Raw genomic sequence first — 23,750 nt, 5'->3', positions numbered from 1 at the left:
CTGCTTAGAACCTTCAGCGATATTTTCATAGCTTTTCGGAATCAAAATATTTATGATTTCGGTAAGTTACCACATAAATCTAGTTTTAAAGTTAGATATCTATAACAACTTCACTATTTATTTTAAATAAATTATGATATTAAAACCTTATTTCAATATTTTACAATAGTATCTCCAGACACTCCATAACTTAAATAACAATTATCAGGATTGATCTTGCTAAGAATGTCCTCTATAAATTCATCAGTATTCTTTAACAGAAAATTATTATCTTTATAATACTGAGCCTTATTATTATCTATCTGGTCTAGGCATGTTATTGCAATAGATTTATTTATATTGATTTTTTTATTTTTGCTCTTAAAGCGAATCTTATTATAATCATTTTCTATATTCTCTGATAATAAATCTATGTCTAGTGGTGCGAATCTTAAAACACCTTGAAATTCATTTTGAATATTAGTTAAATCTGTAATATTCTTGTATGGCTTCTCTTTTATTTCATTTGGCAATGGTCCTGCCCCATGTCTTGTTAAATAGCTCCTTGTTACATAGATTACTTCTATATCCAGTTCACAGGACTTTGCTTTTTCTAACAAATCTATCACATTGCTTAAACCTGTTTTAGAATGGGTCACATAAGGAAAATATTTATAGTCCTCCGATAGCATTAATCCTTGTGCGCCTTCGAATATAGGAGTTTGATAATTTTCTAAAATACTTTCTATATTAGATAGCTCTATCTTTGATTTAAAATTATTATCAACATCATAAATAAAATGTTCTATTATATTTGCATCAAATAGTATATTTATTAAATTATCATTGGAAGACTTTAAGTCTAACTGTTCAATCCTCTTATCTATATATTCTTTTCTTATAAGCTCCAGCTTATCTTTATAATTTCCGCTAAAAATATCACCGCAGGTTATTTTATATCTATCCATACTATTTCTTACAATTGACTCATTATACCCTATTCCGCAACTTCCATGTTTATTATTTCCTCTATGTCTTTCTAATATCTGATTTAATATCATGTCTTGTGGTATAACTACAGGGCAATTTGAATCTATCATTGTATATGGAATAATTCCTATTTTATTAAGTTCATCATATTCTTTTATAAATAATAAAGGATTGACTGAAAAATAACTGGTTAAAAAAGTTGGAATACCTTGTAAGCTTCCTGCTCCAAAATGTCCAAATACATGTCTTTCACTATCTGGTGTAACTACAGTATGACCTGCTTGAGCAGATGAATTGAATCGAATCACAACCGGGTTTTCATTTATAGAACACATGTAATCTGTCATTAGTCCTTTTCCTTCATCACCAAAATTAGAACCTATTATCACTTTTATAGATTTCATGCCAAGCTCTCCTTTCATAATATTAAACATGGAGCTGTTCCATTAAGAAAATCGGCCACAGTATGTTGTATCAGAATTTTTAAATTTAATACAGTATATTGTAGTTTTTATTCTTTGCGGCACAGCTCCAATAACATTAAAACTTTACAAGTCCATTATCATCTTTTGCATTTGGAACTAATTCTTTTATAGCATTTCTTATTATTAAGCTTGTACTTCCATCCCAACTATCAGAAACATTATCCTTGTCTTCTCCAGTTAATACTTGTAGTGTTGATACTATAAGTTCAGGCAATTTTGTATAATCTGACAATCTCAAAACTCTTTGACCTAAAATATCATTCCATGACTTTATTACTTCATCTGGCTGATAACGCATATGACTTCCTTCTTCAATAATAATATGAAATACTTCATATTGCTTAGATACAAGCCTTAATAAATCGTGTGCTGACATACTATCAGTTTGTATTGCATCTCCAAAGACTTTTTTTATTTCATTTTTAAGAACAGTCTTAGGACACTCCTCATCTCCTATAGTAAATAGATATCCCTTTTTTCCTCTTTTTATAAAATTATCACATTTTGTATGCATTCCAGCAAACCACCAAGGTAAAGTATAACTTTCAGAGTTATTTCCTCCACCTCCATGTTCCACATAAATTTTAGTTAACTCTTTTGCAATTCTTATATCAGCTTCAAATTGAGTCACCTGTAAAGGGGCTGAATCATATTTAACATCACCAATTCCAATAAACATGATATGTGGGTCAGAAACAGGCTTTCTACTATATACTTCAGTAGCTAATTTTTCTAAGCCTTCCCTTGCAATGCTATCTGCAATTATTCCCATTGAACCAGTTACATCAAGTCCAATAATAATTGGTGTTGAGTTTGGGTTGTCACTGCTGTCACAACTTTCTCTAAAACTTACTTTATACGGATTTAAACTTGGATCAAGTTTCCTCGCTGCAAAGACATCATCTACTGTTTTCTTTCCTTTTATAGTTGCACTTGCGTAACTATCCCAAGCTTTTGAATCCCATCTTCCTGTTCCCATTTTAATACCTCCTAAATACTCATATATTGCAATTCACAATGCACATTTCACAATGAACACTGCATAATTACGACTAAAATTCTTGCAATATTTTTTGGAATTATGATGAAAAATTATTTTTGAAATATATATTACGTATTAATTTTACTAGGGTATAATTTATTTATATCAATATCCATATTTACGAATTTTCTTTCTCCATAACTTTGTTTAATTACACTTTCCCAAAGCTTATACTCTTCCATTGGATTGTTTACTGAAACTCCTCTGACCCAATCAATAAGCGGCTTAGGTATATCAGAATCTTCAATAAAACTTATTCCATTCTTATCGCCAAGCAAGGTTCTTCCAATTAGCCGTATGGATTCTAAATCTAGTAGAAATGTGCCTGTTTTAGATGACTTCATTTCTGGAGACATGATGCTATAAATTTCGCTAGGTATTCCAAGCATTTTCCCATCTATAGGGACTGTATACCACCATCCACCCAACAAAAATCCACTATGATATAATGGAGATATAAAATAATTATCAATATTTATTCCATTATGTGATAGATTATTATAATATAGAAAACAAGTTATATTATATAAACTGCTTAGAATCCACATTACATGTCTTGGTGGAACTTTGCTGCTATAATAACTTAATATATCTTTAAGAGAATAGGCATCTTCCGGCTTTTCTATAAGCAATCCTATCTTCTTATCCATAGTTTCAAATCTTTTTAACACTTTTGGAAAATACTTTTCGAATTCAGATTTCATGTTGTTATTCTCGTATTTTAAATTCTTGATTCTATCCAATGCATTTTCTACAAAATCCTTATGCTTTTTATCAATTAAATATAAAATTGATCTATTACCAATGAAATAGCTTCCTAATTCAAATGAATATTCTACATTATATTTCATTGAATATTTTTCGCCATCAGAACTTGTTATTTTAATTAATCCATCTTCAATCCAGTTTCCATTGTCTAATAATTTAACAGTTTCAGAATATAATTCGTTTATTTTACTTGTAACCTCTTTGTATTTCTCTGAATCCCTATGCAAATCTGGATGAAATATTTTAAGAAGATCAATGTGTTCTTTTTTAGCGGTTTCTTTATTACCTGTAAAAAGCTCATATGGGTATTTCATTTCAAGAATTTCTTCAATAGTGTACAAAATTCTCATTCCCTTCTTAAAAATACAGTAAATCTAAAACTCTCCATGTAACTTCTCTCTAATTTCTTTTAATGAATAATCTTTAATCAAATTTCCATCCTTAAAAACCACTTCTAATAAATTATCTTTATATTCTTCTTGTTCATTAATAGTAAGCTCGTCCTTATAAAGAATGTCCTCTCCCTCCTTGTATACATAGCACATTCCTTTTTGAGATTTTTTGAAGTTTCCTGTATCAGTTTTAGGATCTTTAAATATGAATTTTTCTTCACCATTTATTACTGCATGCGTTGCTTTTAAAGCAAATCCAAAGGTATCACGAGTATTATATTGATAAGTGTAAGAGCCAATTCCAAAAGTACAATTGCTTACTGCAAATCCTTTTTTCTCAAGGCACTTACAGATTTCTTCGCACCTTTCAACTGTGATACTATCACCATAAATTGTTCCAATATGAGAATTTAAAACTTTATATCCTTTTGAGTTAATTTCTCCACCAAATATATCCCACAAAAGTTCAACAGTTCCTTTATATGCTGGACTATCATTTGGCGCTTCACTATCACCACAGATTATTTTAACTGGATCTCCACTATCTCCTCTGATTACTACCTTTCCGTCTCTATTTAATATGTCCTCTTTTAATATTGGAAGGATATTAGTAATAAGGTTCCAATAATCGTAGGTATCTGAAACTATACTTATAACACCACTTGGAAACACTTCATTAATTAATCTCTTGTAAGCCTTAAGTTCATCAGTCCCATAAGTGCACATTACACTATGCTCAGTTGATGGGGTTCCAAGTCCAACTATTTCATTGTCAATATTACAGTTATAATAATTTTCTAGATAAAGTATTGATGATATTGTTGCAGTTAAGTCAAATGAAAGTAAATGCCCTGCACTACTAACCTGTGCACTTTCAATTGAGCTAAATCCTCTCATGCTAAAATCACCACAAGCTTTTTTTACATCACCATTTTCCACAGTTAAATCAAAATATTTTTCAACAATTTCTCTATATCTATATGCTATTGTTGCACTTGTCATCGGTTGCCATATATTACAACTCATAAAGGTTTCTAAATAATTTACAAGCCACGCAAATTCATCGTGAGTATTAGTGATTTCAATCATTGGTGTTTTTATATTTACTCTTGATCCTTCTTGAACTGCTTTTATTTGTATAGGCAAATACCCTAAATCATGCAATTTTTCTATATGAGTTGTATCTGCCGCAATGCTTCCCATAGTCCTAGATATCACTCTCTTATATTCACTAATAATTTCATCTTTAGGAATGGCGAAGAAATTTTCATTAAAATATTCTATTAAATATTTTTTTATAAAAGATTGAAGCCCAAACATAACCACTTTGTTCATGTTTTCTTTTCTAGACATTCTTGGAGTCCAATAGCTTACAAGCTTTGTAAGTCCAGGTGCATAGCACATATGATGTATTGTTTTATAAAAATCAGTTAATAATAATGGATCTATCATTTATATCTCTCCTATCTTTTAACTTTAACACTTAGTGCTTCAATTACATCTAGTGCTTTATCATGAAGACTATCATCAAAACTTGCACATAAAGTTCCATCTACACTTAAATTTGCATTTATATATTGAGATTGAAATGTAACTACATTACTAATTACACACATGTTTGTTACGACTCCAACTAACTCTATTTCATCTATATCCTCGCCAATATCCTTTGATATCTTTAACATATCCGCTGGTGATATTCCAAAGGAGTTTTTATTATAATGAAGAGTATTTTCTACTCCTACAAATTCTTTTAACTTTCCATAAAGCTCGTGACCTTCAGTATTTATATAACAATGAGGTACAGGCAGACTCTTTCCTTCCCTTGTTTCTAGATAATTTTCAAAATGAGTATCATAAGTGAATAAAACTTTATCACCATTTTCTAAATATTTTTTTACTTTATCATAAATACCTTGTTCTAATGCTTCCGCTTTCTTAAATCCTAAAGCTCCATCAACAAAATCTTTTTGATAATCTATAACCACTAATAATTTATTCATAATCGTCTCCCCAATCTCTATAATTTATTTTAAAAATAATCTGATTATCTGTATAATGTACTCGCTCAAAGCATTGAGAACACTACAAATTGTTAAGTTTTTATATTTCTTTATTTAAAAATATCTTCACTTTTAACTTTTTAAGTTTTTTCATTTCTAAAAATGTAAATTCTTAAATTCCTATATTCCTTTATTCTTACATTCTTTCATTTTTAGCTTCTTATATTCTTTTATTTTTAACTTTATAGATATCCAATTTGAGAATTATACTTGTAGCTTGAAAAATCTGCTATATCAGAAAGGAAAGGTAATCTTTTGTGCAGTGTTACATTAGAGAATATGTTGCAGGCATTTCTTCATCATAAGTTGTTCCATTTTTGCTTGTCACGAGCTTGTCTCGGGATCATGCTGAAATGGTGAACTTATTATGTTAGAAAGCCTCAACTTATTCTCAGTAACCGAAACAACAGAGTACCTGTCCTTTCGGTTGATTATTGCATAAGCCTAAGTTATACAATAGAGGATATTTCAATCTTCTCATGCTCTTTAGATAAAATGCTGTTAGTAGTAAATACCTTAGTAATTAAATCAGTCTTTAAAATTTCTCCATCAAAAATTGTATCCTCACAATGTGTTACCACCAGATAAATCTCGGAAGCTCCCATTTCTTTAAGCTTTTTAGCTGTTAAAATAAACGTTCCACCCTTAGAACATAGATCATCTACAATAATAGCTTTAAAATTTTCACATTCTACAGTTCCGTTTATTTCAAGCTTATTTATAAATCCTGTTTTAAAATCTCTTTCTTTGTTTGCAGTTAATATTTTTTCATATTGAATTTGTTTGCCGTATCTCTTAGCTGCACCTGCATCTGGATAAACTAAGTAAACTGAATCTTTTTTATCATCAACTTTTTCAAATAAATTTTTTGCTAATATTGCAGACATATTTATAACTTTAACTCTATCGAGTAATGCGACACATACATCTGAATGTGGTTCGTAAATTGATACTTCTTCAAAATTTAAATAATTAATAAGTCTGCATAAATGCTTTAGGGTAAATACAGTAAACCCTTCTGTTCTGTCCATTCTGCTATAAGGCATATAAGGAATTATAAGATTACATTTAATATTTAATTCATCCAAATGTTCCTTTAAAAATATCAAATGAGTTATATCATTATCACTTTCAAATTTGAGCTTAATGGTATTTACCCATTCTTTAATATTTAACTCTTGGCTGTTTATTAAACTTTCTCCATTAGGAAATTTTTTAACCTCTATTTCTTTGTCATTAAAAAAAATCATTTAATTATCCCCTCTCATATTAAATCTCAATTCTCTATCATTAAATTTTATTAATAACTTACATTTTGTTTAAAAATTGTGCTCCCAGTTTTCATTAAACTTAAATACTTTAGCAGGTCTAAAAGGTTTCCCCTCTATTTTTTCATCAGTTTCTATAATCATATCTTCCATTTTTCTTCTGAAATTCAAGATTTCTCTTCCCATTATTGCTTCATATACATTTTGAAGTTCCTTAACTGTAAATAATCTAGGCAAAAGATTTAGTGCAATTGGCGTATATTCTATTTTATTTCTAATTCTGTCTACTGCATAATCTATTATTTTATAATGATCAAAAGCTAATTCATCATTACTTTCATTTAACGTCTTATAACTATTTTCCTTTTTCCTAAAAATAGTTCTTTCTATTTTTTCTATTATTTCATAATTAAATTTTATTTCCTCATCTTCACTTTCAAATTTTAGAATATATTTATTTATGGTATGCGTCTCATTTTTTTTAGAATCAATTAAATTCTTTTCTACCCAAAACCACTTTGATTCTTTCCTATCTTTATAATCACCAAATCTAATATCTTCTTTAGATATTAATGCTATATTTCCTATACTTATTACTCTTGTCCTTGGATCTCTATCAACTTCTCCAAAAGTATATAATTGCTCAGTATATACATTATCTATTCCTGTTTCTTCTTTTAGTTTTCTTAGTGCTCCTTCTTCTAAACTTTCATCATTTTTAACAAAGCCTCCTGGAATTGCCCATTTTCCTTTGTAAGGATAATCATCTCTTTTAATTAAGAGAATTTGCATTCCCTTCTTTGGTACTTTCCTTGAATTCTCTTCTATCCTATCACCGGTTGTAAATATAATAATGTCATTTGTAACACTTGGCCTATCATAAATATTTACATCATATTCACTTAAAAATTTTCTTTCATTTTTATCCGCTAGTTCTTTATTCAATTTACCCACCTCTATATATTAAAAAAATTATTATATTTACTATTTATCATTCAGATAATATCAATTTGATTTTATGTATTAATATTAACTCTATTAACTTTATTTGTAAATACCTTTTTGAAAAATAATTATAGATATCCAAATTTTAAATTATATTTATGTGTATCAAAACCGAAATTAGATACAAATTTGTTCCAGCGGACTAATGAAATTTTCGCTGGATAGTTCTAAGTTGAAGGTTGAACCCATTTCTGCATGCTCCAAAAGCAAGTTTAGGACAAGCAGAAAATGGAACAACCTTCAACTAAGAACTATAACAACTCAATTTCAAATGCCGCTTTCACAAACATGTATCTAATTTCTAGTATAATTCACAAAGATTAAAGTATATCTTTTGGTTTCGATATCTATATAGGTTCCCCATTAAAAATTTAAAATATCTCAAGCAGAGAAATTTTCATATTCATATGGAACAAATATGTATTCAATTTGGGCTGATATCAATATAATTTCGCCTCACGTTCGTTCATCGATATAAAGAAATAATAGAGGCTAAAAACTTTATAATTCAAAGCAATGTAGAACACTCATATAGCAGAATAAAAGACTTAAAAATAGAGAGCAGATGTATGTATGGCTTTTGTGATATTTTGTAAATCATGTTATAATAAGTGTTATTAAAAACTATAGTTTAATAAACAATAACAGATTATTGTGAAGTTATAGGAGCGTATAGAATGAAAGAATTCTTTTTAAAATCAATAAGAATTGGATTTTCAAGATGGAGTGAAGATGATATATGTGATGCTTTAGAATTATGGGGAAATCCAGAAGTAACAAAATTTATCACGGCAGAAGGCACAATGTCAAAAGAACAAGTACACCAAAGGCTAAGAAAGGAAATAGAAAATTACAACAATTACAATATTCAATACTGGCCAATTTATTTAATAGAAACTAATGAAAATTTAGGATGCTGTGGTTTACGTCCATATGATCATGAGAATAATATATTAGAAATGGGAATTCATTTAAAAGAGAAGTATTGGGGAAAAGGGATTGCTAAAGAAGCATGTTTGGCAGTAATGGAATATGCTTTTAGAAATCTTAATGCTAATGCACTTTTTACTGGACATAATCCTAAAAATTCAGCCTCTGCTCAATTGCTAAAACAACTTGGATTTGTTTACACCCATGATGAATATTATCCACCAACAAAATTATACCATCCTTCATACTTGATTAAAAAACAAAACTATATGGATATGCACTAAAAGGCAATATTCATAAATCATGAATCAAAAAATTAAATAATAAATGTAAAGTCGTATTATTAAAGAAAATGAATTTGCGATTTTTTTGTGTGCATTTTTCATATATTTAGCATTATAGGCATATAATCCCATTTATGATTTTTAAGGCTATATTTCAGAATTATATTAAACATAGCCTTATATTATTAAGAAATGAAAATGAAAAAAACTTTTTTACAAGTTTTATTATACTTATACTACCTTAACATTAGCTTAATGAAATTCAAAAAATATTATTATATATATGTTGCAAAAATAATTCTTCATTATAATTCTAAAAATCTTGCAATAATTTTAACCATAATTGTGAATTGTGAAATGTGCATTGCTACAGATACTTTCTAATTATGTAGTTAATTTACTTATCACAGAATAATAAATAAATGTATAAATTAAACCCGTAAGGGCAATAAATCCTAAAAAGTACTTTATTAATTTCAATACTTTTGACATAAATCTAATCCTTTCACTTTGTTATTATTTTAGTGATACACAAAATATCGTTTTACTATTATTTTAATGATACATCAAAATACCGTTAGTTTCAGAAAATGTTAAACTTTATTTATAAATTTATTCAAATATTTTTTATAGCATTCTAATTTTATCTAAGTCAATATAGCACTATATTAAAACTTAATTTAATTAAATCAACTCGAACTGCTTAACTGAGATATTTTCAACATTTCTTGTTATTGGTAGCTTCATAAAAAATGTTGTTCCCTTACCTAGCTCTGTGTCAAACCATATTTTGCCCTTATGAATATTAGTAATTGTATGATAGACCATAAACAAGCCAAGTCCTGTTCCTCCACTTCTTCTAAAAGAAAAAGGTTCAAATAAAGTCTCATTTATTTCCTCTGGAATGCCCCCAGCAGTATCCTTAATTATAATAAGTATGGAATTTTTATATTTTTCAGTTGTAACTTCAATTAATCCACCATTGTCCATTGCTTGAATTGCATTGTTTATAAGATTCTCTATTGCCCTCTTTAAAAGCTTTTTTGATATGTTTGCATATTCATCTACATTGTCTACCAATGATAGCTTTATATTTTTATGAGTGCAAATAGGCTGAAATGAGTTTAAAACATCTTTTATTAGAGGAGTTACCTTCTGTGGTGTGAGCTCTTCTGGTTTAAATATACTTAAGAGTTCCATTACCATATCATTCATTTCATCAACTTGATTAATTATTCTATCAAAATAATTGTCCATCCTAGCTTTATCTGAAGTTGCTATGCCAAGCTGACCTAACCCTCTAACTACAGATAGTGGATTTTTAAGATCATGAACAGCTGTTGCAATTAATTCACTTGTTGCAGCTAAATTGATTCCAGTTGATGTGTTACTAAATTTATCATTGATATATTTCATGGCTGTCTCAATTGAATTTATACAAGCTATAAAAGAGTGTAATTTTACCGGATTCATATGTTCAACTGGAACACTTATTCCAATTGCCCCTATGACATTTTCATTATTTATAATTGGCACACCTATACATCCACACTTACAATCAGGCATACCATAGTGTTCTGCCCCATAAACCAAAATTGGCTGCCCCATTGCCAATGCAGTACCTATTCCATTATTCCCAATATTTTCTTCTGACCAATTTACCCCAAGAGAAAAACCTTCTATTATTCCACCCAGTTCTTCAGTCTTTTCTCTAAACTCAATGATCCATCCATCATTATCTGATAAAGCAATTATGTGTGGAATATTTGCCAAACTCATAGATAGTGAATCCATATACAAGTTTGATATTTCTGTTAGTTTAGAGTTTTCCTTTTTCTTTTTTTCAAGATCCCTGCTTGATAAAAACTCAAATTTCACTTCCTTAGGATTCATTCCTAACTTCTCGCATCTTTTCCATGACTCTAATGTAATTTGTCTCGCTGTTGGATTTTCATTTATAGTCGATATAAAATCATCCCAAGATGAGAAATCATTGCTTATTTCTACTAGACATTTCATTCGGACTTTCACCCCATATATTTATTGTTTGACTATAAGTCAAATCTATTATTGTTTATTATTCGCTAATCAGATTTAAATTCCTCTTTTTCAACAAAATAATACATTATAAGATAAATAATTTCCTAGAGTTATGATTTATTTATCTATATCATAACTATTTATTGAGATTTTTACCACCCTTTATTATACCTTCTTTTTCTTAACATAACCTTAATTACAAAAAATCTTTTGATTTAATATATATTCCAAAAATATTTAAAGACTCTTAGTCTTAATCGTGAATTATACATTTTAAATTGCAGCATATATATTATAAGTCTCTTTAATGAATAATTTTATATTAAGTTAAGATAATAATAAAAAGGAGAAATTTAGTATATGAAAATTCATAAAAAATTACTTGTTTTTGCTATGTTATTAATAAATATCATTCAATTAATATTTTGTGGCGCTAATATACCGAATAATGAAATGACAAAAGATAGATTGGAAAGAGTAAAAGAAAAAGGGCTACTGGTTATCGCATCTTCAAATGATATTCCCTTTGCTTACATAGATCCAAAAACTAAAGAATTCACTGGAATTGATGCAGAAATTATAAGAGAAGCCGCTAAAAGGCTTGGGATAAACAAGGTAGAAATGAAGCAAATTCCATTTAACAATTTATTAAAACAATTAAATACAGATGATAGCATAGATATAGTAGCTGATGGAATGTATGTTACAGATGAACGAAAAAAAGAAGCATTGTTTACAAATATATTATATAAAGAATCTGAAGCAATAATTACCCCTAAAGTATCTAAAATTGTCTTTAAGGAAGATTTTAAAAATGCTGTAATAGGTGCACAAGTTGGAACAGCTTTTCTAGATCTAGCCAATAAATGGAAAGCAGAGGGTGTTGTTAAAGATGTAGTTTCATTTAAAACTCAAAATGATCTATTATCAGCAGTAAGTACTAAAAAAATAGATGCCGCAATAACTGATTCTATTTTTGCTTCATATATGATCTTTCGAAGTAATTTATATTTGAGGGTATTGCCTCCAACAGATTATACTCCTGAATCCCCTGGCAAAATAGCTGCTGCTGTTAGGAAAAATGATATTACTTTAGCAAAAGCAATAAATGAAAAAATAGATGAAATGAAATATGATAAAACAATTCCTGAAATACTCGAAAAATACGGCTTAAATAGCAGTTACTTTGTTTCAGTTACAGATGGTCATATTTATCTAAATTAAAGTGAAGGTAGTAATTAGTTTTTCTAAATACTGCCTTTATTTTAATTTCACACTCCTTTATAACATTTTCAGACAACGAATATCAAAAATTCAAAATATATTTTATAAATTATCACATTATTTCATAATACGCATAAGATACTTATATAAATGAACAACAAATGAAGGAGTGTTAACCCTTATGTACAGACGCGACGATGATGACTGTATGTGTAAATCAAAAGAATATTCTAAAGAATACTCAAAAGAGCATTCAAAAAAATATGAATATGCACGCGCATATATATTGCCTCAAAAATATGAAAATTTGTATTCTTGCAAAGAAGGTTTCGTAAAAGGAACAATATTTAAAGACCTTTACAGACCATATAAAAAACAGCATGATCATAAAGGCTATGATTGTGACCATAATCATCATGAACATGAGCATGAGCACCAAGATGAGTATGATCATGAATATGAAATTGAATACAAGAAAATCAAATACGAGAGGTGATATAATATTATGAACCAACGAGAGATGCTAAATAGTATAAGAGTTTATCAGTTTTGTGCTGTAGAGCTAAACCTATTCCTCGACAATTTTCCTGAAGATAAAAACGCTAAAGAAGATTACAACAAGGTATCTTGTAAGTTAACTGAACTAATTAGCGCATATGAAAAGAACTTTGGTCCATTAACAAACTTTGGATCTGCATATGTAGAAAATCCAAAAGCTTGGGTAAGTACACCATGGCCTTGGGAAAATTGTAGCAGGGAGGAGGAATAAGAGTTTATGTGGTATTATGTAAAAACATTAGAATATCCAGTAAATCTAAAATGCAAAGATCTTAATATGGCAAAATTATTGGTAACTCAATATGGTGGGCCTGATGGAGAATTAAGTGCTGCCTTGAGATATTTAGATCAACGCTATACTATGCCAACTGGAAAATCAAAAGGATTATTGACAGATATCGGTACAGAAGAAATGGCCCATGTAGAAATAATTGCTACAATGGTATATCAACTTATGGAAAATGCAACTATAGAAGAGATAAAAAAAGCAGGACTTGCTGGGCATTATGCTGATCATAGAAAAGCAGTATTTTATACAGATGCAACAGGAAATCCATGGACTGCAACTTATATACAAGCCAAAGGCGATGTAATTGCTGATTTACATGAAGATTTAGCTGCTGAACAAAAAGCACGAGCAACTTATGAAAATTTAATACACTTAACTGATGAACCACAAATTAAAGAAATATTAACATTCTTAAGAGAAAGAGAAGTCGTTCACTATCAAAGATTTGGTGAATGCTTAGAACACGTTCAAGATGCAATGTGCTTAAAAAAATAAGATAGCATAATTTATATATATAGGCTTATATATATAAATAAAACTGCCTCAAAATACAATTTTGGGACAGTTTTATTATACGTATATATTTTCCTAGTAAAGGCACATATTTATCAATAAATTCTTGCTTAGGCTCTATTATATGTAAACAAAGTTTCTTTTCACCACTATTACTATTTGTACTAGTCACTTTTTCATCTTTAGCAATAGAGATTAACTTTTTTTAAATATTGTATGCCTATAAATGTCTTGTACTACATTCATTCTGATTATTATTTTTTCTATGTGGTAAGTCTGAAATTTAACTCTTTAATTTAGTTGCCTTTTAAAATTACTAACAACAATATATCTATTATTATTGTTAATATTTATGCTCCGTCATTATACCAATTTAAGAATATTATACCTCGATGGTATTTGAACCTATTAAATGCGTTTGCTAGGCATTAACGATATTTTATATTCTCGTGCCAGAAATATTAACATTTACCGCTACCATCAATAGAGCAACTATTTGCACCATTCTTAGGCTTTTCTATATCCAAATAATCAAATACGTCTAATGTTTTTATTCCATCTTCTAAAATAAAAAACGGAATACCTATTTTCCCATCTTTAATAACATTAGTAAACATTTTATCATTATCACGATAAGATAAAAATTCCTTTAAAATTTTAGTACTTTCGGTAATATTTTTATAATCCAATTCTATATCTTTATGTTCTTCTAAAATAGCTTTTGCTTCAACACAATCTGGACAAATTGCCGCCCCATACATTGTTATTTTCATTATATTATCATCCCTTTTTTTAAAAATAGTTTTTATCTAAATTTACTCCTTTATTTTGGATATAACCACCAAGCATTATACCTATTTCTTCTACTATTAAAACTGCTTTTCTCTATAAAGTCAACTAAATCAGTTATAAAATTGTTAAATCATTTATAGTATTAAATTTCTCATATATATTATTTATAATTAAATTCCCTCTCCAAAATTTCTCACCATCTCCAAGCACATACATGCTTCACTTAAAATTTAATATGTAGAATTGGGAATTATGATTGAAGATCAGAGAAAGTTCTTATCTGCTTGAGGCGAAGCGCGACCTTTGAAATCCACCAAATTACATTTTTAGGTGCTGAACCATATGAATCCTTCTATATTCATATGAAAGATGACATTTATTACAAAAATTATAAATAAAACTATACAAATATCAAAATAATTGATAGTATAATACCAAGGAAAATATAATTTTATATTTGTGCAAAAACGTGTAGAGTTAACCACTTTGAAATTACTCATTTCAAAGTGGTTTTTTATTTTAAGGAGGATTTTATGATGAAGAAATTAATTTTAAAGAACATTAGACATGCCATAACATTCAATGACAGAGAAGAGGTATTTGAAAATGTAGACATATTAATTGAAGGACCTAAAATTACTTCAATAGCTACTTGCCTTGAAGTACCTGCTGAAACCGAAATTATTGATTGTACTGGACTTGTGGCTTTGCCAGGGTTTGTAAATACTCACCACCACTTATATCAAACGCTATTTAGGGGAATAAAAGAAGTTCAAGAAAAGCCACTTTTCCCATGGCTTATTGGGCTTTATGAATTTTGGAAAAATATAACTCCAGATGCTGTATATTATGGTGGACTAGTAGGTTTTAGTGAACTTTTAAGAACTGGATGTACCTTAACTTCAGATCATCACTACATCTTTCCAAAGAACCAGCCTGACACATTAATTGATGAACAAATTAGAGCAGCACAAGAAATTGGAATTCGCTTTACTGCTACAAGAGGTTCTATGTCTTTAGGTAGAGATCATGGTGGACTTCCTCCAATGTCAGTTGTTCAAGCTGAAAGTAAAATATTAGAGGATAGCGATAGACTTATAAGCAAATACCATGATACAAGTGATTTTGCAATGACAAGAATAGCTCTTGCACCATGCTCACCATTTTCAGTTACCAAAGAATTAATGCTTGAAACTAAGAACTTAGCCAGAAAAAGAGGAGTTATGCTTCATACTCATCTTGCAGAAACTATTGATGAAGAGAAATTTTGTATCGAAAAATATGGAAGAAGACCCTTTGAGCTTATGGAAGAACTTGAATGGCTTGGTCCTGATGTTTGGTATGCACATGGAATACACTTTAGCGATTCAGAAATAGATAGATTGAATGGAACTGGCATTGCCCATTGTCCTTCATCAAATATGAAACTTAATAGTGGTATCTGTAGAACTTCTGAAATTTTCAAAAAAGGTGGACATATAAGTATAGCAGTTGACGGAAGTGCAAGTAACGATGGCTCAAACATGTGGGAAGAAGTTAGACGTGCGTACCTTCTAAATCATCTACAGTATGGAGCCGACGGACTTAATGCATACGAAATACTAAAGATTGCAACCAGAGGTGGTGCAGATGTTTTAGGAAGGCCTGATACTGGGAGACTTGATGTTGGAAAGGCTGCTGATATAATACTATTTGATCTTAACAAGGTTGAGTATGCAGGATGCCATGATCCACTTGTTTCATTAGTATGCCTTGGAAATTCAAGCTTTACCAAAATGACTATTGTTAACGGAAAGTTAGTATCAAAAGATGGAAATCTTATTTCCATGAATGCAGATGAAATTGGAAATACAGCTAATAAAATTGCTAAAAATATAGTTAGCAATGAAAGATTACGCAAATGGTAGTATTCAAGATTTTTGCTTAAATTCTTATATTGATTAATTTATAGATTGTTTCATCTTTTGCAAAATGTATAGGATTAGGCCACCAGTTATAGGAGAAATCCACAACCACCTGTAAATAGCTATTTAAGCTACATACAATGGTCGTGGATTTCATATAGAGGCGAAGTGCAACCTTTGAAATTCACCAATTATTATTTATCAAGGTTTGTATTTTATTATTGATTAATAAAATACACCACCTATTCTTCTATAACTATTACATAGCCGCTATTTCCGTCTACTCTGATTTTTTGACCTGTTTTGATCTTTTGGGTAGCTTCTGATATTCCTACAACTGCTGGTATTCCATACTCTCTAGCTACTACAGTTCCATGAGTTAAAAGCCCTCCAACTTCCATAACTAATCCAGCTGCATTTATGAAAAGTGGTGTCCACCCTGGATCGGTGAATGGTGCTACAAGAATCTCCCCTTTATTCAAGGATGCCTTTGAAGGATCAATTATTACCTTTGCAATTCCCTCAATAACTCCTGAAGAAACTGGAATGCCTGGAAGTGCTCCTTTTGGAAGATTCCCTATCTTATATCCTCCTTTTATTTCTTCTCCTTCACTTGTAATAACACGAGGAGCATTTAACTTTTTATAATGTTCATATTCTTCTTTTCTTTGTTCTACTATTGTTTTAAGACTTTCATTATTTTCAATTGCTCTATATAATTCACTGAAATTCACATAAAAAATATCCTTTTCTTCATTTAAACTACCTTTAGCAACCAAATTTTCTGCTTCTTTTAGCAATTCCTTCTTAAAAATCATACAAAGTCTCATCATCATAAATTTGTGATGTTCTCTTATTGGAAAAGAATTTCTTAAAACAAATATAAGCCTTTTTGCAATTTTCGCTTTAATTTTACCATGCTTTCTTTGTATTTCTTCTACCATATTTTCTGTTGCTGCCTTAGCTTTTTTTATAGTATTTTTGTATTCTTCCCTATGAGCACCTTCCTCTGAAGTTTTGATTGTTGCAAGTATTGATTTTACAAGTGGCTCTGGATTTTCAATCCATCTATCTCTAGCTATATCTATTTCTCCTGAAGCACGCACTCCGTACATATTTATAAAATCATTAAAAAAGCTCTTAAATTCCTCATCGCCTTTAACTTCATTTATTCTTGAAACCAAAGTTTCATAATCTTCATTTTCAAACTCATCAATTAAGCTTTGAGATTTTCTCACCATATCCGCCAAGTCTCCAGTAAGTAGTCCCATTTCCGTTGTAATATTTCCTTCTAAACCTTTTGCAATTATATTAGTATAATTATTTGTTCCTAAAAGCTTCATTTCCAGCTTTTCAAGAAGCTTAAAGGCAATAATTCCTGGAGCTAAATATGGAAGTATTATTTTAGCATCCTCATAAAGACTTGCTTTTTCATGTATTATATTTAACTTTTCAGTACCTTGCTTTGAATTTAAAATTGCCTTCAAGGTATCTTCTTCACGCTGTTTAATGTAATTATTCATAAGCTCCACCGTTCCATCTAGGTTAGTGAAAACAAGGTTTTTTATAACTTTAACTGCTGCAGGAGCTATATATTTTAATAAAGGTTTTAAGTTAGCTTTCTTTCCTTTAAACTTTTCCTTAAATTCTTCTCTATTAAAAAGCTCTCCTAAAGCCTCTGCCATCAAAGCATCTGCATTTGTTAATAAAGCTAAAAGCTTTTTCTTTATTCTTTCAGAATTCATAAAACCACTTACATCTGCATAAATCCTACCACCTGCTGAAGCTAAAATTTTATATTTTTCTTCTCTTTTAATATTTCGTCCAAAAGGCAGCATGTCTCTAAATAAATCAAGACCTAAAGGGGATATTGGATCAGTCATCACTTGAAGGTGATTTAAAGAAATATATACATGTGTGTTATCATCATTGTTATTAGGCGTTGGAAGTGGAAATAATGATGTAATGGCACGGCTCTGCACAATATACAGCTCACCATTTTCTAAACACCACTCAATATCCTGAGGGCAGCCATAATGCTTTTCTATTTTCATTCCAAGTTCAGCAAGCCTTTTGATATCAGAGTCCTCCATCACTTGGTTAGTAGATTTTTCACCTGTAATATCAACTTTTTTAGTTCCCCCACCTTGAATTGGCATTATAGCAAGTTTCTTTTCTGCTATAGTCTTATCTATTATTTCCTCTTTTTTCTTATTAAATTTATATATATCAGGAGATACAAGACCAGAAACTAACGCTTCCCCTAGTCCGAAACTTGCATCAATAGAGATAATTCCTCTATGCCCTGATACAGGATCTGCAGTAAACATAATACCAGCTATATCTGGAAGAACCATTTTTTGAACTACTACAGACATATGCACTTTTTCATGTTCAATTTTATTTTGCAATCTGTAAAGTATTGCTCTATCAGTAAATAATGACGCCCAACAATTTCTTACAGAATTAATTAGTGAAGTTTTTCCTTTAATATTAAGATAGGTATCTTGTTGACCTGCGAAAGAGGCAAAAGCTAAATCTTCTGCGGTAGCACTCGATCTAACAGCATAATAGTTATCAATCCCAACCTTATCAGCTGCTTTAATGATTTCTTCTTCTACTTTTTTAGGCATCTCTGCTTGTTCTATTTTTTCTCTTATTTTAGCTCCTATGGTAGCAATATTTTCAAGATTTGCATCTTTAATTTCTTTTACAATAAAATCATAAAGTTTATTGTAATTTATAAATTCCTTATAACTTTCTGTAGTTACACAAAAACCAAAAGGAACTGGAAAACCAGCCTCAGTCATCTCTCCCAGATTTGCACCCTTCCCTCCTACAAGTGATAAATCTTTCTTATCTATTTCATCAAAATACAATGTATACTTATTTCCCATAGTTATTCTCTCCCTTACTCCACTAATTTTTTTGAAGCTTTGCTCCATTTAAAAATAATTCTATAATTTGGCACTTTGACAATTCTAAATCGATATTCTCATTTCCATAAATACTTGAAATAAAATAATTCATATACATGAATTGAAAATTTCTCGCCATTATTATTGAAGAAATGTCATTCCTAAGCTGGTTATTTTCTTGCGCGTTTTTTATAACTTCTGAAATCAAATTTTCCAATCCACTTCTATTAGTATTATCTATGGGATTAACATTAAAAAGTGTTTGGAGTCTGTATCTAAAATAAATTGCTGTATATTGAATATTTTCTCTAAATATATGATTTATGAAATCTAGTATCTTATTCAATGTTTCTTTTATATCTCTTGTTTCTTTGAATTTTTCACTAACTTCACTAAAATTGTTATCATGATTATTTATAAGAGCCTGAAAATAAGCTGATAATATTGACTCTTTATCTTGGAAATAATTATATAACGTACCCTTAGAAATATCTGATTTCGTTGCTATTTCCTCCATATAGGTTTCTTGAAAACCTTTTTCTTCAAAAAGAGCTAATGCACTATCAATTATTATTTCCTTAGTCAATTCTTTTTTACGTTCTCTTCTATTTATCATCAAAACCCCTCCGATTTTTATACTTCGTATATTTTTGAACTCAGTATAACTTTATACTAAATCAAATATTTTTAGAAGTCAATATTCTTTATATTAAGACTTTAAAATAAAAACCACGACCAAAAGATGGTTATTAATAATTCTAAACTCTAATCTAGAGCTTTAGACTATATTGATGGATGTAATTCTTCACCTTTTCTTATCCCTCATGCTCAATAATTCCATTTCTTACATGACAACTTTGTCACATGACATACTTGTCATACAAAATTAATTATGCTATGATGTCTTCAAGAGGAGATGATATTGTGCCAAAAGACACTTTTAAAAATTTAAATGAAGATAAAAAGCAAAGAATTTTTAATGCTGCTATACAGGAATTCTCCACCAATTCTTTCAGCGATGCATCTATTAACCAGATTATTAAAACTGCTGGAATACCACGTGGAAGCTTTTATCAATACTTTAATGATAAAGAAGACCTCTACTTATATATGATAGAAGAAATTTCAAATGAAAAGAAAAAACTTATCCCTGAAAGAGTTTTAAATCCAGACGCTGATTTTTTTGAAACTTTTATACAAAAAACTAAAGATTCACTTGAATTAGGTAATGCTAAACCTGAATACACCAAGATAGGTATGCTTATGCAAATGGATAACTCTGAATTTATTGCTAAATTTCGTACTGCTTCCATTGAAAAGTATAGAAAACAACTAAAACATAATAAGGAATGCGGTCTTATAAGGCAGGAAGTTAATACTGATATAGTTTTGGATATGCTTTTCTCATATAGCTTAGAGGAATTTTTCAAAAGCGGCTTTAATGAAAATGAGTATTTAAAAAAAGTTATCGATGCCATTAATATAATTAAAGAAGGAATCAAAAATAATTAAGGGTTAATAATAAAATTATCTAATTGTTTTATGCATTGAATTAAGGAGGAAAATAGCTATGAATCCATATGTACTTGGCTTTCAAGAAATTGATAAAACAAAACTTATGATTGTTGGAGGTAAGGGTGCTAATCTTGGAGAATTATCTAGGATTAATGGAATACTTGTACCAGAAGGATTTTGTATAACTACTGAAGCTTATAAAAAGATAATTGGATACAACAACGAATTTAATTCACTATTAAGTGAATTATCCCTTTTAAATATAGAAAACATAGAAAAAATCGGTGAAATAAGCGGAAAGATTCGTAAAGTTATTGAGGAGATAGAAATTCCAAAGGATATAGATGCTGAAATAACCTTTCACCTTTCAAAACTTGGCGAAATAAATGCTTATGCTGTACGTTCTAGTGCTACAGCAGAGGATTTGCCAGCAGCTTCATTTGCAGGACAGCAGGATACGTATTTAAATATTATGAGAAAGCCTTCTATTCTTAAGCATATAAGTAAGTGCTGGGCATCACTGTTTACAGATAGAGCCGTAATCTACCGTATGCAAAATGACTTTGATCATAGCAAGGTTCAGTTATCTGTAGTTATTCAAAAAATGGTGTTTCCTCAAGCTGCAGGAATTATGTTTACAACTGATCCTATTACATCTAATAGAAAGATAGTATCTATTGATGCCAGCTTTGGGCTTGGTGAAGCTTTGGTTTCAGGACTCGTGAATTCTGATATTTATAAAGTGCAGGAAAATAAAATTATTGATAAAAAGATATCTGCTAAAAAACTTGCAATTTATGCATTAAAAGAAGGCGGTACTGAAGAAAGAGCAATTACAGGTGAGCGTCAAAATATGCAGACACTGACAGATGATCAAATTTTACAGCTTAGTAATATGGGTAGAAAGATTGAGTCTTATTTTGGTCGTCCACAGGATATTGAGTGGTGCCTTTATGATGATAAATTCTATGTTGTTCAAAGTCGTCCAATTACTACTTTATATCCTTCACCACAAGTTAATGATAATAAAAACCATGTTTATTTATCCTTTGCTCATAGACAAATGATGACAGAAGCCATGAGACCATTAGGTTTAAGTTTCTTCCAAATATTCTTTAAGCAATTTGGAATACAAACAAATATGCCCGTGATAGGCGGAAGATTGTATATGGATATATCCCATGATCTTGCTTCACCAATAGCTAGAAAGCTTTTTATCAGTGGTTTAGACAAGGTAGATGTTTTGATGAAGAGTGCACTTATAAATCTTCAAAAACGAAAAGAATACCTTAAATCGCTTCCTAAAGGAAAGACATCTTTAAATGTAGAAGGAGGTGTCCTATCTTTTGGAATCCAGATGATAAAGGAATATCTCAGAAATGATCCAGCTTTTGTTGAAAAATCCGTAGCTGAAAATCAAGCACTGCTTAGGAATAAAGAACAAATATTTTCTTCTATTTCTGGAGAGGAGCTCTTTGATTTCATTGTAAAGGACATGAAGGATATAAAGGCTGCTATGTTTAAAGTCTATGGAGCTTATTTTGCAGGATCTTATGCCTCTAACTGGATAAACAAAAATATGAAGAAATGGCTTGATGAAAAAAGTGTAGCAGATACCCTCGCTCAATCAGTATCAAACAACGTTACTTCCGAAATGGGATTAGAGCTCCTTGATGTAGCAGATGTAATAAGACAGTATCCAGCTGTAATTAAATATCTTGAGAATGCAAAAAGAGAAACTTTCTTTGAAGATTTAAGTAAAATAGATGGAGGTAATATTGTCAGCGACTCTATTCACAGTTATCTTAAAAAATATGGTATGCGCTGCTCTGGAGAAATTGATATTACCAGAACAAGATGGAACGAAGACCCAATGCTTCTTGTTCCACTAATACTAAGCAATATAAAGAATTTTGAACCTAATGCCCACAGTGCTAAATTTGAACAAGGACTTCTTGAAGCTAAACAAAAAAAAGCTGAAATATTAAGTCGCTTGAAGCAGCTGCCTGGTGGTAATAGGAAGTTAAAAAAGACAAAGAAAGTCATAAGTGTTTTACGTAATTTTGCTGGCTATAGAGAGTACAATAAATATCTTTTAATCTGTTATTTCTGGATTGTAAAACAGGCATTACTCAAAGAAGCCGAAACCTTAAAACAAGATGATGTAATCAAAGACATAGATGATATATATTATCTAACCTTTGATGAACTTAAAGAAGCAGTTAAAACAAAACGTGTTAACTACAGCATCATAAATAAGCGGAAAGAAGAATACGAAATTTATAAGAAATTGACACCACCTCGTATAATGACTTCTGATGGAGAAATAATTTCAGGCGAATACGATACAGGTAATATGCCAAAAGGAGCAATAGCTGGAACCCCTGTTTCTTCTGGTATTGTTGAAGGGCGAGCTAGAGTTATTTTAAATATGAATGAAGCAAAAATAGAAGAAGGCGATATTTTAATTACAAAATTCACCGATCCAAGCTGGACACCAATCTTTGTTCTTGTTAAAGGTTTGGTAACAGAAGTGGGTGGAATGATGACTCATGGTGCTGTTGTTGCTAGGGAATATGGTCTTCCAGCAGTGGCAGGCGTAGATGACGCTACTAAACTTATCAAAGATGGTCAACGAATTAGAATAAATGGAACTGAAGGTTATATAGAAATATTATAACCTAATAGTATATTTTATTATTCAATATAAATAAAAGTACAACTATAATAAGCGGCCCAATTTGAGCCGCTTTTTTTAAACCCAAAACGGAGGTACTATACTCATGAAAAG

The 23,750-nt window shown here is 30.0% G+C and carries 19 protein-coding genes; 8 read left to right on the top strand and 11 right to left on the bottom strand.

Annotated features, from left to right (window positions below):
- Nucleotides 1–152: 152 nt before the first annotated feature.
- From L1S46_RS21250 to L1S46_RS21220, 7 genes are all read right to left on the bottom strand, one after another.
- Complete coding sequence (locus L1S46_RS21250) at nt 153–1,373, bottom strand: adenylosuccinate synthetase (RefSeq protein ID WP_238900873.1); 1,221 nt, start codon at nt 1,371–1,373, stop codon at nt 153–155.
- A gap of 136 nt (nt 1,374–1,509) precedes the next feature.
- Nucleotides 1,510–2,433, bottom strand: a complete 924-nt coding sequence (locus L1S46_RS21245; protein ID WP_238859006.1) for a hypothetical protein — start codon at nt 2,431–2,433, stop codon at nt 1,510–1,512.
- A 131-nt stretch (nt 2,434–2,564) separates the two neighbouring features.
- Nucleotides 2,565–3,614, bottom strand: coding sequence for a hypothetical protein (locus tag L1S46_RS21240; RefSeq protein WP_238900872.1), 1,050 nt, complete (start codon nt 3,612–3,614; stop codon nt 2,565–2,567).
- Nucleotides 3,615–3,638: 24 nt separating this feature from the next.
- A complete protein-coding gene (locus L1S46_RS21235; RefSeq protein WP_238900871.1) occupies nt 3,639–5,108 on the bottom strand; it encodes a nicotinate phosphoribosyltransferase in 1,470 nt (489 codons plus the stop codon).
- A gap of 11 nt (nt 5,109–5,119) precedes the next feature.
- On the bottom strand, nt 5,120–5,659 hold the full coding sequence (locus tag L1S46_RS21230; RefSeq protein ID WP_238900870.1) for an isochorismatase family cysteine hydrolase: 540 nt from the start codon (nt 5,657–5,659) through the stop codon (nt 5,120–5,122).
- A 509-nt stretch (nt 5,660–6,168) separates the two neighbouring features.
- Entirely contained in the window at nt 6,169–6,969 is an 801-nt protein-coding gene (locus tag L1S46_RS21225) for a ribose-phosphate pyrophosphokinase (RefSeq protein WP_238900869.1), read from the bottom strand.
- Nucleotides 6,970–7,038: 69 nt separating this feature from the next.
- On the bottom strand, nt 7,039–7,932 hold the full coding sequence (locus L1S46_RS21220; RefSeq protein ID WP_017212802.1) for an NUDIX domain-containing protein: 894 nt from the start codon (nt 7,930–7,932) through the stop codon (nt 7,039–7,041).
- Between the two features lie 737 nt (nt 7,933–8,669).
- Between L1S46_RS21220 and L1S46_RS21215 the strand changes: the two genes are divergently transcribed.
- On the top strand, nt 8,670–9,206 hold the full coding sequence (locus tag L1S46_RS21215) for a GNAT family N-acetyltransferase (RefSeq protein ID WP_238900868.1): 537 nt from the start codon (nt 8,670–8,672) through the stop codon (nt 9,204–9,206).
- A gap of 684 nt (nt 9,207–9,890) precedes the next feature.
- Here L1S46_RS21215 and L1S46_RS21210 read toward each other — a convergent pair.
- Complete coding sequence (locus L1S46_RS21210; RefSeq protein WP_238900867.1) at nt 9,891–11,225, bottom strand: ATP-binding protein; 1,335 nt, start codon at nt 11,223–11,225, stop codon at nt 9,891–9,893.
- 381 nt (nt 11,226–11,606) lie between these two features.
- Between L1S46_RS21210 and L1S46_RS21205 the strand changes: the two genes are divergently transcribed.
- From L1S46_RS21205 to L1S46_RS21190, 4 genes are all read left to right on the top strand, one after another.
- A complete protein-coding gene (locus L1S46_RS21205) occupies nt 11,607–12,470 on the top strand; it encodes an ABC transporter substrate-binding protein (protein ID WP_238900866.1) in 864 nt (287 codons plus the stop codon).
- Between the two features lie 181 nt (nt 12,471–12,651).
- Complete coding sequence (locus L1S46_RS21200) at nt 12,652–12,966, top strand: spore coat associated protein CotJA (RefSeq protein ID WP_017212800.1); 315 nt, start codon at nt 12,652–12,654, stop codon at nt 12,964–12,966.
- Nucleotides 12,967–12,975: 9 nt separating this feature from the next.
- On the top strand, nt 12,976–13,239 hold the full coding sequence (locus L1S46_RS21195; RefSeq protein ID WP_017212799.1) for a spore coat protein CotJB: 264 nt from the start codon (nt 12,976–12,978) through the stop codon (nt 13,237–13,239).
- A gap of 6 nt (nt 13,240–13,245) precedes the next feature.
- Nucleotides 13,246–13,812 (top strand): manganese catalase family protein, encoded by a 567-nt coding sequence (locus tag L1S46_RS21190; protein ID WP_012058296.1) that lies wholly within the window; start codon nt 13,246–13,248, stop codon nt 13,810–13,812.
- Between the two features lie 479 nt (nt 13,813–14,291).
- Here L1S46_RS21190 and L1S46_RS21185 read toward each other — a convergent pair whose 3' ends face one another.
- On the bottom strand, nt 14,292–14,603 hold the full coding sequence (locus tag L1S46_RS21185; RefSeq protein WP_017212798.1) for a glutaredoxin domain-containing protein: 312 nt from the start codon (nt 14,601–14,603) through the stop codon (nt 14,292–14,294).
- 555 nt (nt 14,604–15,158) lie between these two features.
- Between L1S46_RS21185 and L1S46_RS21180 the strand changes: the two genes are divergently transcribed.
- The gene (locus L1S46_RS21180; RefSeq protein WP_238900874.1) at nt 15,159–16,529 is read left to right on the top strand and encodes an 8-oxoguanine deaminase; all 1,371 of its coding nucleotides are present in this window, start codon (nt 15,159–15,161) and stop codon (nt 16,527–16,529) included.
- A 239-nt stretch (nt 16,530–16,768) separates the two neighbouring features.
- On the opposite strand, the gene L1S46_RS21175 is transcribed toward L1S46_RS21180, so the two are convergent.
- A complete protein-coding gene (locus tag L1S46_RS21175) occupies nt 16,769–19,423 on the bottom strand; it encodes a phosphoenolpyruvate synthase (RefSeq protein WP_238900865.1) in 2,655 nt (884 codons plus the stop codon).
- A 22-nt stretch (nt 19,424–19,445) separates the two neighbouring features.
- Complete coding sequence (locus tag L1S46_RS21170) at nt 19,446–20,060, bottom strand: TetR/AcrR family transcriptional regulator (protein ID WP_238900864.1); 615 nt, start codon at nt 20,058–20,060, stop codon at nt 19,446–19,448.
- Nucleotides 20,061–20,368: 308 nt separating this feature from the next.
- On the opposite strand from L1S46_RS21170, the gene L1S46_RS21165 reads away from it, so the two are divergent.
- Nucleotides 20,369–20,956, top strand: a complete 588-nt coding sequence (locus L1S46_RS21165) for a TetR/AcrR family transcriptional regulator (protein WP_026015896.1) — start codon at nt 20,369–20,371, stop codon at nt 20,954–20,956.
- A gap of 58 nt (nt 20,957–21,014) precedes the next feature.
- The gene (gene ppsA / locus L1S46_RS21160) at nt 21,015–23,639 is read left to right on the top strand and encodes a phosphoenolpyruvate synthase (protein WP_238900863.1); all 2,625 of its coding nucleotides are present in this window, start codon (nt 21,015–21,017) and stop codon (nt 23,637–23,639) included.
- The last annotated feature ends 111 nt before the right edge of the window (nt 23,640–23,750 follow it).

The sequence above is a fragment of the Clostridium sp. YIM B02500 genome, from assembly GCF_022324665.1.
GTDB lineage: Bacteria > Bacillota > Clostridia > Clostridiales > Clostridiaceae > Clostridium > Clostridium beijerinckii.
This window is presented reverse-complemented; position numbering and strand designations above follow the sequence as displayed.